Here is a 12,081-nt window from a genome sequence, read left to right as displayed (position 1 = left end):
TAAACCTCGTCCATCTTGAAAAGAGGAGTTTTTCAAAAAGGACATTATGTAGGTTGGGTGGAACGGAGTGTAACCCAACATTAACCAGACTATAATGTTGGGTTTCGCTGTCGCTACACCCAACCTACAAAACTACAGTTCGCGTTTAGTTAATTGCATCAGGCGATCGCAATCTGATGTTCCGAATATTCTAAGTCTGCAAATTCTGCTATTGTAATGAGGAATGACTTAAGGAATCGGTACTGCGCGTAATAATCTTTCCATCACAGCTTTTACACTGCGTCCGCCTGTAGGGATCAGACGATGACCAAGCACGTAAGGAGCCAGAAATTTTACATCATCGGGAATAGCATAATCACGCTCCAATAAAAAAGCCAGTGCTTGAGTAGCCCGATGTAACGCTACTGTACCACGGGGACTTACCCCCAAGGTGATTTCCTCATCACATCGGGTCGCCCGCACTAAGTCGAGGATATATTGTTGCAAAGAGATATCTACCTTAATTTGAGTGCAGATTTGTTGCAATTCTTGGACTTCTGCCAAGCTAATACAAGGTTGTAAATTAGCAACATTTACCCCCTTATGCAGACGTTGCAGCATTTGTAGTTCTTCTTCTTCAGAAGGATAACCCAAACTCAAGGACAACATAAACCTGTCCATCTGTGCTTCTGGGAGAGGAAAAGTACCTTGATATTCAATGGGGTTTTGAGTAGCAATTACAAAAAATGGTGTGGGAACAACACGAGAAACGCCATCGACTGTTACCTGCTGTTCTTCCATAACTTCCAGTAAAGCCGACTGGGTGCGGGGTGTGGCGCGGTTGATTTCATCAGTTAACAGGACATTGGCAAATACTGGACCCGGAAGAAAGTGAAATTCGCCGCTTTTAGGATTCCAGATATTGGTTCCGGTGATGTCAGTAGGTAGTAAATCAGGGGTGCATTGTAGTCTTTGAAACTTGCCATCAATCGAACGGGCGAGTGCTTTTGCTAAGAGAGTTTTACCGACTCCCGGCACATCTTCGAGTAAAGCATGACCACCAGCTAATAGGGCGACTAATACTAAGCGGATTGCTTCATTTTTGCCAACAATGGTGTAAGCCAAATTTTGTGTGAGGGCGTCAATTTTGTCTCTCATAGAAATTGAGGATTGGGGATCGGGGATCGGGGATTCTCCTTACGGAGACGCTACGCGTAGACGCGTAAGCGGTTTCTCTCAGAGTACGGGAGAAGACGAGGTGACAGAGTAGGAGAAACAAAGAAAAAATATTCTCCCTTGTTCTCCTTGTTCTCCTTCTCCCCTCAATTAGTGTTCCCCTAGCGAGACAAAATTAACACTCAACACTTAAAAAACGCTCTAGCAGCAGTACAGTCTAGGTGAATTTGGGTTTTTAGGGCTTCTAGGTTCGGAAATTTTTGTTCTGGCCGCAAAAACTTTTCTAGATGCACTGCCAGCTTTTTACCATATAAATCACCAAACCAATCAAATAGATGTGCTTCTACCGAAAGATAAACACCATTGACTGTGGGGCGATTGCCTATATTCATAACACCAAAATAGCCATTTCCTGTAATATCTAATGTTTCACTAACAGTAAAAATACGGACAGCGTAAACACCTGTGTGAGGCAGAAACTTGTCTTTGGGCAATTCGAGGTTAGCGGTGGGAAATCCAATAGTTCTACCAAGTTGTTGACCTTTAATCACAGTACCGACCAGCGTATAAGGTCGTCCCAACAATTGATTAGCTTGTTCGATGTCCCCGCTAGCAAGAATTTCACGAATCAGTGAGCTGCTAATCCGAGTCTGTTGGTGTACCTCAGCATAATTTTCTGGAGATTCTGCACAAGTTTCTAAAGAGGCGATGCTAACAGGAATGTTGTATTTAGCAGCAATGATTTGTAGGTCACGAGCAGTACCAGTGCGTTTAAAGCCAAAACGAAAATCTTGCCCCACGCTAATTTGTGCTGCTTGCAATTGCTGGACGAGAATTTTTTCTACAAATTCCTCTGGAGTCAAAGCACATAGTTCTTTATCGAAGGGTAATAGTACCAGTTGTTGTACTCCAAGCGATCGCAACTGGTGGACTTTTTCATCCAATGGTGTGAGCAAACTCCGGGGTTGACCTGTAAAAAACTCTTGGGGGTGAGGATCGAAGGTGACGACGGTCGAGTAAATGTGGTCTTTGGATAACGCGGCTTCACTAGACGCAGTGACGCGGTGAGTGGGAGACGTGGTGAGATTCTCCGTGTCAGAGTGTCCCCCTGTCGCCATGTTCTCAGATGCGTCAGAGTGTCCCTGTGTCCCCCTATCCTTCAATATTGGTTGAATCACTCGTTGATGACCGCGATGTACACCGTCAAACTTGCCAAGCGCGACAGCAGTTGGCGTCAGAGCCAGTTCAGTTGAAGATGTTACCCACACAGAACACCCATTTTGAGACAGATTTGGCACGTCGATTCTGGGATTTTAGGTTTGTTCAGCTTTTTTGCTAACTCTCAGGCAAATAGCCTTTGTGGGCGTTTTTGGCCTGTGGTAGAAGCTTTCAAGACATTTGGTGCTATCCACTTTTGCCTTGTGACTAACTCATACCACAGATACCCAAAGGGCGCTTACCTGTAGAATAAGCTCTTGATCACCAATCTAATCTAAAATCTAGAATTGCTTCCTTGGCAATATCTACACAGAAAACTTACTAATAGGAAAAGATTCTGATAAAGGAACGGAAACAGGAACCTGAAGCACCATTCCTTCCCGTGCCATCACAGCAGTCGGAAATTTCCGCCGTGCTTCTTCCCCGACACGATCTAAAAATTCATCATCATGGGCAGGATCGTGGTGAAAAATTACTAGTGTCTTAACATTAGCGGCTTTGGCTACCTTCACAGCTTCTTGCCATGTAGAGTGTCCCCAACCAATTTTAGGATTACTCGGTGAATGATATTCCTCATCGGTATATGTGGAATCATAAATCAGGATATTAGCATCACGAGCTAACCACAGGACATTTTCATCCAGTCTGTCTGCAAAATGTTCGGTATCGGTGATGTAAACAGCAGCACCACCACGCCAGTTGACTCGGTATCCAACTGCTTCACCTGGATGGTTAAGGGGAGCCGTTTCTACAGTAATATCATCAATGTGTATGGCTTGCCCTGGTATAACATCGTAGAAATCTAAGTTTGCTTGCATAATCTGCAAGGGAACAGGAAAATTTGGATGTAGCATCTGATCATTGAGACGCTGTTCTACGGTTGAACCATCAGGAGCGATCGCACCATAAATATGAAAGGTATTTCCCCTCACAAATCCCGGTGAAAAGAAGGGAAAACCTTGCATGTGATCCCAATGGGAGTGAGTGAAGAATACGTGAGCTTCTATAGGCATTTTAGGCAACAAAGATTGCCCTAGAACATGCAGTCCCGTGCCACCATCGAAAATTAAGCGTTTGCCATTCACTTGCATCTCGACGCAAGAGGTATTACCTCCGTAACGAACGGTGTTTGGTCCCGGACAGGGAATACTGCCGCGAACGCCCCAAAAATGCACGTTAAATTGATTGTCTATCCTTGACATGGGTGTTGCTTGCTGGACTGAGCGGACGGTCATCCGATTTTAGATTTTAGACTGGTTCCACAGCCCCTCCCCCTAACCATCGGGAGGAGCTTGTAACATTAAGGAATTATCGGTCAATCAAAAATGTTACTAGTTGTATTAAGTTTATGCAGTCTCACTTCTTTTGAGTGAGAGTGATTTAGTTGGTAAAAAAACACACTTTGGTCTATGTTGATTTTACTCAATATAAATTAGGTAAACCATAACGTCAGTTTCAAATTTTTTGGAGTTGTTGTAAGGCTTATCTGCAATGCAAGTTAGCTCCTACTTTATAGCCTATATTTAATCGTGATGTATTTAACCATTACATTAGGATTATCAGTACTCCTAAAATTGATTACAATTTCAAATCCCACTGAGATAGTTGATGCAACCCTGTGCCGTAGGTGAGGTTGTATTGTAATGGCGTCACGCTAATGTAGTTATCACGGATAACATGCACGTCCATAGGTATATCTTGAGGCAAATTTAATCCTATTGGTGGCTCTATGTCTTCTAAAACCTCTCCTGTTAACCAGTAGTAAGTTTTACCACGCGGATCAATTCTTTTATCAAAAACATCAACATAGCGTCGCACTCCTTGGCGAGTGATGGTGACTCCGGCAATTTGCTCCCACTCCACAGCAGGAATGTTAACGTTAAGCAACATCAAATCCAACAGAGGGTTTACCGCTAAATAGTCCACTAAGATTTTGGCGAATTTCGCTGCGGGTTGAAAATCTTTAGAAGAGAAACTAGTAAGACTAAGTGCCACACTGGGAATACCTTCAATTAAGCCCTCCATTGCCGCAGAAACCGTACCAGAATAAAGAATTTCTGTTCCCAGATTCGCACCTTGATTAATACCAGAAAGGACTAAATCGGGGGGAGAATCTAGCAAAGCCCATAGTGCTAATTTTACACAGTCAGAGGGAGTACCATCACAAGCCCAAGCTTTGACCGCAGGATGAAAAATAGACTCGACAACTTCAGCGCGAATGGGTTGATGTAAGGTAAGTCCATGTCCAGTAGCAGAACGTTCGCGATCTGGACAAACAACAGTGACTTCATGTCCTGCTTCTGCCAAGGTATTTGCAAGAGTACGAATACCCAAGGCATAAATACCGTCATCGTTACTGATAAGCAATTTCATCTGTTGAGTGAGTGCATGTGTAATTTGTCATTAAGTCATTAGTCAATAGTCTTTGGTCAATTGTCAATGTCTTAAATCACAAGTGGAAAAAAAAGGAACGGGGAATGAGGAATGGGGGACACGGGGGACAAGGAGGACAAGGAGGACAAGGGGGATACGGGGGATACGGGGGACAAGGGGGAAAAAGGAGAATTTTTTCCTGTGTCCGCCTTATTTCTTTTTTGGGTGGATGAGTTTAACAATTATCGATTTTCCATTCTCCACTCCTGAGATTCTAAACTGGTAGTAATGAGGTTGTGTTGCAACCGTTGCCTTTGATGCACAATTGACTTATTAATTAATTTGATTAGTCTTTTGTCATTAGTCCTTTGTCATTAGTCCAAAGTTAATGACCAATGACCGATGACCAATGACCGATGACCGATGACCAATGACCAATGACTATTAACTAATGACAAGTAATTTAGAGACTCAACTGTTGGCACTGCAAGAGGAAGGAGAAAAAGCGATCGCAGCTGCTGCTACTTTAGAAACTCTTGAAGAACTAAGAGTCAAGTACCTTGGCAAAAAAGGTAGTTTATCAGTGCTTCTCGGTGGTATGGGCAAACTCCCAGCCGAAGAAAGACCAAAAATTGGAGCGATCGCCAATACAGTTAAAGAAGCACTGCAAACCAGCCTTGACCAACAACGTGCTACTCTCGAAGCAGCTAAAATCCAGGCACAGCTAGAGGCGGAAACTATAGATGTCACTATGCCGGGAATTTATCGCCCCCAAGGTCGAGTCCATCCAATCAACGGTATGATCGACAAGACGCTGGATATTTTTGTCGGTATGGGGTATACCGTAGCTGCTGGGCCAGAAATGGAAACAGACTACTACAATTTCGAGGCACTAAATACCCCGGCCGATCACCCCGCCCGTGATATGCAAGATACCTTCTACCTACCAGATGGTAACTTGTTGCGGACTCAAACCTCATCGGTACAAATTCGTTACATGGAAGCCGAGGAACCCCCAATCCGCATTGTTGCGCCAGGGAGGGTTTATCGGAGAGATAACGTAGATGCTACCCACGCGGCAGTTTTTCATCAGATCGAACTTTTAGCAATTGACGAGGGACTAACTTTTACTGACCTCAAAGGCACAATCAAGACATTTTTGCAACAAATGTTTGGCGATTTGCCTATCCGCTTCCGGGCCAGTTATTTCCCGTTTACAGAACCATCAGCAGAAGTTGATTTGCAGTGGAATGGACGCTGGTTAGAAGTGATGGGCTGCGGGATGGTCGATCCAAACGTCTTGAAATCAGTAGGATACGATCCAGAAGTTTATACTGGCTTTGCTGCTGGTTTTGGTGTGGAACGCTTTGCAATGGTGCTACATCAACTCGATGATATTCGCCGTGTGTATACCAGCGATTTGCGCTTTTTGCAGCAGTTTTAGTGAATTAGACTCGTGTCACAGAAAGTTTCACTCTTCTCTTGTAAGAGTAAAACTACATAAACCCAGCCTGCATACGCAGGCTTTAAAAATTTTTATCTCCTTCGTATCTAGCCTTCTTGTGAAAGCTTAATTTTAATTGAGGTGTACAAGAAAAACGCACAGGTTAATAATCTTAATTTTAAGTATTTTTACATAGATTAGAATCTATTTAAAATACTAATATTTTATAAATGTAATAGGACTTACGCACTGTACAAAATGACTATCATGTGTATCAACGAAAATCCATTGTTTCAGGCTATTGGCTACTAGCTTTAGATCAAAGCGCGATCGCTGGCTAATGGTGAAAAAATCAAACTTGAATGCCTGAAAATCAATACCCATATTTAATTCCTTCTGTCAATGCGTAAGTCCTATGTAAATCGTTTTTGGACTAAAAATATGGAACTTCAAGAAGAAATCGACAAAATGAGGCAAGAGATTAGAGCTGATAACTATTCAATGTCAATTGGAGAATGGATCAGCCTTTATGAAAATAAAGAAATCGATATACACCCGGAGTTTCAAAGATTTTTCCGTTGGTCTAATACTCAAAAGACATGCCTTATAGAATCTATTTTGCTAGGCATACCTATTCCACCTATTTTTGTTGCTCAACGAGAGGATGGTGTTTGGGATGTTGTAGATGGTCTTCAAAGATTATCTACAATTTACGAGTTTGTTGGAAAACTCAAGGACGAAGATCACAATATACTTGAGCCATTGGTTCTAGAACATACTAAGTATTTACCACATCTGGAAGGGAAAAAATGGGATGACCCATATGATGTAGGAAATTCTCTAACGCAAGCTCAGCGTCTTTTAATTAAAAGATCCAAAATTGATGCAACTATTCTACTTAAAGAAAGTGATGAAATTGCAAAGTATGAATTATTTCAACGCTTAAATACAGGAGGTTCAATAGCTACTCCTCAAGAAGTAAGAAACTGTATCCTTGTAATGTTTAACAGGGAAATGTTTCATTGGATGAAAAATCTATGTCAAAGTGAAAGGTTTAGAGAATGCATAGCTCTTAGTGAAAGACCAATTGAAGAACAATATGATATGGAATTACTACTTAGATTTCTGGTATTTAGAACTCTTGAAGAAAGAGAAATGAAGAGAATCGGTAATGACTTAAATGGATTTTTAACTGATAAAATGGTAGAAATGGCTAAAAATAAAAACTATAACTATTATGAAGAAGAAACAGCTTTTAATAAAACTTTTGAAATTCTGTATGAACAGATGGGAAGTGATAGTTTTCGCCGATATTCACCAAACAAGGATAAATTTTTGGGAGGTTTTCTAGTATCTGCATATGAAGTAATAGCTTTAGGGATTGGTTTTAATTATGAAAAGTTATCTAACTCTCACACTAATATCAGAGAGATAGTGAAAAAAATTTGGATAAGTCCTGATTATACAAACTGGTCAGGTTCAGGCACTACAGCACAGCGAAGAGTACCAAAGCTAGTTCCTTTTGGTCGTCAAATGTTCAATTTATGAAAATACGTACTTTAGAACAACTCAGCGATAAGCTAGCAGAAGAACTTGCATGGCGAAAAAAAGAGCTTTCAGCATTAAAAGCCCTAATTGATTTAAAGTCATCTTCCCCTGGAAAGCAAAAAGCCTTAATTCGCAGTGGAATTACTATGCTTTATGCTCATTGGGAGGGGTTTATTAAGGTAGCAGCTAATAGTTACTTAGAGTTTGTAGCTATGCAGAGTCTTCCTTATAATAAACTCTCAAATAATTTCATAGCCTTGGCAATGAAAGATAAATTGGAGCAAGCTAGAGAAACTAATAAAGCAACTATATATAGTGAAATTGCCGATTTTTTCATGTCTAAACTTAGTGAAAGAAGCATAATCAAATATGAAAATAGGATTACTACGTCTAATTTGTCATCATCAGTATTTAAAGAAATAGTATGTATGCTTGGTTTGACCTACAGTTTTTATGAGTCAAAAGAGATATTAATAGATGAAAAATTACTAAAAAAAAGAAATATGATAGCTCATGGCAATCATCTTGATATAGATGAACGACAATATGATGAATTGCACACACAAGTTGTCGCCATAATGGATAATTTTAGAAATCAAATAGATAATTGTGCTTCTACTAAACAATATTGTTGTCGAGATGCATCTATTAAATTACCCTAATCTAAAAAATCCTAAAAAATTTATTCATTAGATAAGTGCTACAATTACTTGGATATAGCACGTGCTGCAATTATAAAATCTTAGTCTCTACAACAATTATCACAATGTCCACAACGCCAATTCTCAGCTTCTTTATTAAAACCAAAGGCATTTAACAAAAATTGCCAACGACACTGTTTGGTAAAAAGATATTTATTCGTCTGCTTGGCGGCGTGTAATTGTGTTAAAGGCTGATTTTTTGTATCAGACACAATCGTGTAGTGGAAAGGGTCAAGCCAGTTGAGTTTACCACTACTGTGCAAGAGAGAAAGAGCGATCGCAGCATCGGAAAATTGTCTTGTAACTGCATCCACTTCGCCTGTTTTGGGCAATTTTTTCACTAATTGCTGTGCTTGTAGCTGTTGCGATCGCATTTTATCTGCAAAAAACTTCTGTCTTTGCTTGTCTTCTGGATCTAGCCACCCCGTAGGTTCGCTTACCAAAGTCATTACTTCTGCTGGTTTACCATCTCGTCCGGCGCGTCCAATTTCCTGTAGGTATTCCGATAGCAATAAAGGTGCGTGAAAGTGAACCACCCAACGTACATCTGGCTTGTTTATCCCCATACCAAAGGCAGAAGTACAAATCACAAATGGTATTTTTCCTTCGATCCAAGCAGTTTCAATCGTGCGACGTTCTTCTGCACCGAGTCCCGCGTGATAACTGGCTGTAATGTAACCCAACTGTTGCAGCCATGTAGCTAAATTCTCGCTATCTCGCCTGCTGCGAACGTAAACTAATCCTGCTGTTTTTTCTTTTTCTCTGATGAATTTTAATAATTGTTGCTTTCTGCCCTGTGGAGTCCAAATTAATCGAACTCTTGGGTTAAGATTAGGGCGATAGGGGTCTAATAGAAATACTGCTGGTTGATTTAGTTGTAGAGTTTCTCGAATTGTTTTTTGGGCTAGAGGATCGGCGGTGGCGGTGAAAGCGGCTAGTGTTATTTTTGTTCCTGCTGGTTTTGATTTCAATAACGCTGCCCGCACCGCCCCAATTCTTCGATAAGCTGGTCTAAAAGTTTCTCCCCACTGCACTAAACAATGTGCCTCATCTAAAATCAAGCCATTAATTATCAGTTGTGGCTGACATAATCTTTGCCACACTGGTGGACTGAGTAAAGTTTCTGGCGATAAATATAATAATCTCAACTTTTGTTGTTCTAAAGCTTGCAGAGTTTTTCGTCGCTGCCAAGAAGGTAATTCGTTATGTAAAAGTGCGGCGTTTAAGTTACGTTGGCGTAGTTCTTGAACTTGGTTTTCCATCAGCGCTACTAAAGGTGAAACCACCAAAGTTAATCCTGTTTGTAACAACGCCGGCAGTTGAAAACAAATAGATTTTCCTCCACCAGTAGGCATAATAATTAATGCGTCCTTTTTTACCAATAAAATTTCGATGATTTCTCCCTGTGGCGAACGAAAATTTTCGTAACCCCAAATTTCTTGAAATGCAATCAGGACGTCATTCCAGGATATTTTTGCAGAGTTATTCATGAGCAGTAGCAAATGGAATTAATTTTGAATATATCCTCTACTGAGAAGTAATTGGCTCAGTAATTTTATGTACTCGTGCAGCTTATTTGTTTTCCTGTTTTGCTGCGACGTCAAAGTTAATTTTTGAGTTTTTACCTTATAATGCCTGTATTCTTGCAGTTGAAAATTTTATTGATTCAAGGTACAGCTTGTGGATCAGCAATCCAAAAGACAACTAAATAGTCGCGATCGCAAAATTGCCGAACTAGAAGCCAAGTTACAACATGCTTATCAAATTATTGAAAATCTCCAACAACAAAATATTGAATTTCAAAGGCAACTGAAAGAATTGAATCATGGCGAAAAGCAAGCATCTGAGTTTATCCAAAATCATATTTATGGTTCCCCTCCACAAAAACTATATCATCAAAAAAAGCCAAATATAGCTAAACAGCAATCAAATCTACCTCAGATCAAAGAAGTAATCAAGATAAGTAAATCTCAGTTCACAAAACTATCACATTTACAAGTTTATGGGCTAATTGCTTTAGTTGTAATGGCAATCGTGAGTTTGCTTTTTATCAATTTATTATTAGCAAAGATATTAAAAGGGCAAAAAAATGAAACTATTAATAATTCATCTGTGCAACCATCGACAGTGATTTTACACAAATCAAATTCACCTAATTTACCAACAAATATTAATACCCAAATTCCTTTTATCAATCAACCGAATGTACCCAATCAACCAGTTAATTTACCATTAGAATCAACTTCTCAATTAGCAAAAGCCGATTCAGATTTAACATATAATATCAAAGTACCTCCTCAATTTCAAGCAAGTGAAGAATTAGATAGTCATATAAACAGAATATTAGACTATGTTAAAGAAAAAAAATTACCAACTCAGAGTTTGTCAATTACATTAATAGATTTAAATAAAAATACTATTTCCGGTTATCAGCAAGACTCGCCTAGATATCCGGCTAGTGTAGTAAAGCTATTTTGGATGACTATCCTGGAAGCCAAAATCAAACAAGGTTTAATCCCATTTACTTACACTATAAATTCTGAGTTGAAGGCAATGATTTTGAAATCAGATAACGATGCAGCTAGTCGTATAGTAGACCTGATCAGTGGCACTTATTCTTATGAAAAGAAATTAAATCAGGAACAATTCCAAGCATGGAAGCAACAGCGGCAATTATTAAATAATTTCTTTCAAAATGCTGGATATCAAGATATTAATGTTAGTCAAAAAACTTATCCGATTTTCTATTTAAAAGTTACAGAACCCAAAGGTGCTGATTTACAGTTACGTGGTGAGAATTCTCATTATCCCAGGCGTAATAAAATTACAACATACCACACTGCTAGATTGATGTACGAAATTTTTACTCATCAAGCAGTTGGGGCTAAATATAGTGAACAAATGATTAATTTATTAACTAGAGATTTGCATCCAGAAGCATGGAAATTACAGCCACTTGATCCAGGTGAGTTTAATCCTGTAGAGAATTTTTTAGGTGAATCTTTAGCCACAGATGCAGATCAACTTGTTTTTGCTTCTAAAGCTGGTTGGACTACAGCGTCTCGTCAAGAAGTCGCATATGTGGCGACTAAAGACGGCAAAACTCGTTATATCATTGCTATTTTTGGAGAAGATCCAGCCTACGCTGCTAGTCAAAATGTTTTCCCGGATATTTCTCGGCTTGTGTTTGAGGGTATAAGGAATGGTAGATAGAACTGGTTTTTTGTAGTATATAACTACATTAACAATACAATGCCTAGATAAATTTATGGATCAAACTATTTATCAGCTTGAGCAACCAACTTTGCAAACCCAAAGACTGATTCTACGACCATTTTGCCTTGCAGATGCAGACGATGTTCAGAATTTCGCTGGTGCGTGGGAAGTTGCTGTAATGACTCTTAATATTCCCCACCCTTATGAAGATGGTATGGCTCAAGAGTGGATTCAAACTCATCCAGCAGCATTCAGTGAAGGTAAAGATGTGAACTTTGCGATCGCTTTACCAAAAACCTGGGTCTAAAGCCTCGTCCTAGAAGGACGACTTTGATGATATTATGTTTTTAGCGGTAAAGCGCACAGATAAAAAACGAAGTAGGTCAAGTGGACAACTCCTGATCCAGAACCCTGGTAGTATAAATC

General features: G+C 39.8%; 10 protein-coding genes. 5 read left to right on the top strand and 5 right to left on the bottom strand.

Going from position 1 to position 12,081, the window contains the following annotated elements:
* Nucleotides 1–228: 228 nt before the first annotated feature.
* The 4 genes from ACE1AT_RS25315 to surE all read right to left on the bottom strand — a co-directional run bounded on the left by ACE1AT_RS25315 (nt 229) and on the right by surE (nt 4,746).
* The gene (locus tag ACE1AT_RS25315) at nt 229–1,137 is read right to left on the bottom strand and encodes an AAA family ATPase (RefSeq protein ID WP_374873441.1); all 909 of its coding nucleotides are present in this window, start codon (nt 1,135–1,137) and stop codon (nt 229–231) included.
* A gap of 200 nt (nt 1,138–1,337) precedes the next feature.
* The gene (locus ACE1AT_RS25310; protein WP_374873439.1) at nt 1,338–2,453 is read right to left on the bottom strand and encodes a bifunctional riboflavin kinase/FAD synthetase; all 1,116 of its coding nucleotides are present in this window, start codon (nt 2,451–2,453) and stop codon (nt 1,338–1,340) included.
* Between the two features lie 225 nt (nt 2,454–2,678).
* A complete protein-coding gene (locus ACE1AT_RS25305) occupies nt 2,679–3,575 on the bottom strand; it encodes an MBL fold metallo-hydrolase (protein ID WP_374873443.1) in 897 nt (298 codons plus the stop codon).
* Nucleotides 3,576–3,951: 376 nt separating this feature from the next.
* Nucleotides 3,952–4,746 carry a 5'/3'-nucleotidase SurE gene (gene surE / locus ACE1AT_RS25300; protein ID WP_374873437.1) on the bottom strand — a complete coding sequence of 265 codons (795 nt, stop codon included), beginning with the start codon at nt 4,744–4,746 and terminating at the stop codon, nt 3,952–3,954.
* Nucleotides 4,747–5,197: 451 nt separating this feature from the next.
* Here surE and pheS point away from each other — a divergent pair, with 451 nt between their 5' ends.
* The 3 genes from pheS to ACE1AT_RS25285 all read left to right on the top strand — a co-directional run bounded on the left by pheS (nt 5,198) and on the right by ACE1AT_RS25285 (nt 8,400).
* Nucleotides 5,198–6,190, top strand: coding sequence for a phenylalanine--tRNA ligase subunit alpha (pheS, locus tag ACE1AT_RS25295; RefSeq protein WP_374873435.1), 993 nt, complete (start codon nt 5,198–5,200; stop codon nt 6,188–6,190).
* Between the two features lie 441 nt (nt 6,191–6,631).
* Complete coding sequence (locus ACE1AT_RS25290) at nt 6,632–7,738, top strand: DUF262 domain-containing protein (protein WP_374873433.1); 1,107 nt, start codon at nt 6,632–6,634, stop codon at nt 7,736–7,738.
* Nucleotides 7,735–8,400 carry an MAE_28990/MAE_18760 family HEPN-like nuclease gene (locus ACE1AT_RS25285; protein WP_374873431.1) on the top strand — a complete coding sequence of 222 codons (666 nt, stop codon included), beginning with the start codon at nt 7,735–7,737 and terminating at the stop codon, nt 8,398–8,400. Before ACE1AT_RS25290 ends, ACE1AT_RS25285 begins: the two co-directional genes overlap by 4 nt.
* A gap of 80 nt (nt 8,401–8,480) precedes the next feature.
* Here ACE1AT_RS25285 and ACE1AT_RS25280 read toward each other — a convergent pair whose 3' ends face one another.
* Entirely contained in the window at nt 8,481–9,929 is a 1,449-nt protein-coding gene (locus ACE1AT_RS25280) for a RecQ family ATP-dependent DNA helicase (protein WP_374873429.1), read from the bottom strand.
* Nucleotides 9,930–10,119: 190 nt separating this feature from the next.
* Here ACE1AT_RS25280 and ACE1AT_RS25275 point away from each other — a divergent pair, with 190 nt between their 5' ends.
* Together ACE1AT_RS25275 and ACE1AT_RS25270 are read left to right on the top strand one after the other, a co-directional pair.
* Nucleotides 10,120–11,652: a serine hydrolase gene (locus ACE1AT_RS25275; protein WP_374873427.1), complete on the top strand. Its 1,533-nt coding sequence runs from the start codon at nt 10,120–10,122 to the stop codon at nt 11,650–11,652.
* Nucleotides 11,653–11,707: 55 nt separating this feature from the next.
* The gene (locus ACE1AT_RS25270) at nt 11,708–11,962 is read left to right on the top strand and encodes a GNAT family N-acetyltransferase (protein WP_374873425.1); all 255 of its coding nucleotides are present in this window, start codon (nt 11,708–11,710) and stop codon (nt 11,960–11,962) included.
* The last annotated feature ends 119 nt before the right edge of the window (nt 11,963–12,081 follow it).

The organism is Pelatocladus sp. BLCC-F211, from assembly GCF_041928655.1.
In the GTDB taxonomy this organism is placed as follows: Bacteria; Cyanobacteriota; Cyanobacteriia; order Cyanobacteriales; family Nostocaceae; genus Pelatocladus.
Note: the sequence above shows the minus strand (reverse complement) of the source record. Positions and strands in the feature narration are given on the sequence as shown.

Coding starts and splice junctions, on each gene's coding strand:
- ACE1AT_RS25315 (WP_374873441.1), bottom strand. CDS start 1,137: ATGAGAGACAAAATTGACGCCCTCACACAAAATTTGGCTTACACCATT.
- ACE1AT_RS25305 (WP_374873443.1), bottom strand. CDS start 3,575: ATGTCAAGGATAGACAATCAATTTAACGTGCATTTTTGGGGCGTTCGC.
- surE (WP_374873437.1), bottom strand. CDS start 4,746: ATGAAATTGCTTATCAGTAACGATGACGGTATTTATGCCTTGGGTATT.
- pheS (WP_374873435.1), top strand. CDS start 5,198: ATGACAAGTAATTTAGAGACTCAACTGTTGGCACTGCAAGAGGAAGGA.
- ACE1AT_RS25290 (WP_374873433.1), top strand. CDS start 6,632: ATGGAACTTCAAGAAGAAATCGACAAAATGAGGCAAGAGATTAGAGCT.
- ACE1AT_RS25285 (WP_374873431.1), top strand. CDS start 7,735: ATGAAAATACGTACTTTAGAACAACTCAGCGATAAGCTAGCAGAAGAA.
- ACE1AT_RS25280 (WP_374873429.1), bottom strand. CDS start 9,929: ATGAATAACTCTGCAAAAATATCCTGGAATGACGTCCTGATTGCATTT.
- ACE1AT_RS25270 (WP_374873425.1), top strand. CDS start 11,708: ATGGATCAAACTATTTATCAGCTTGAGCAACCAACTTTGCAAACCCAA.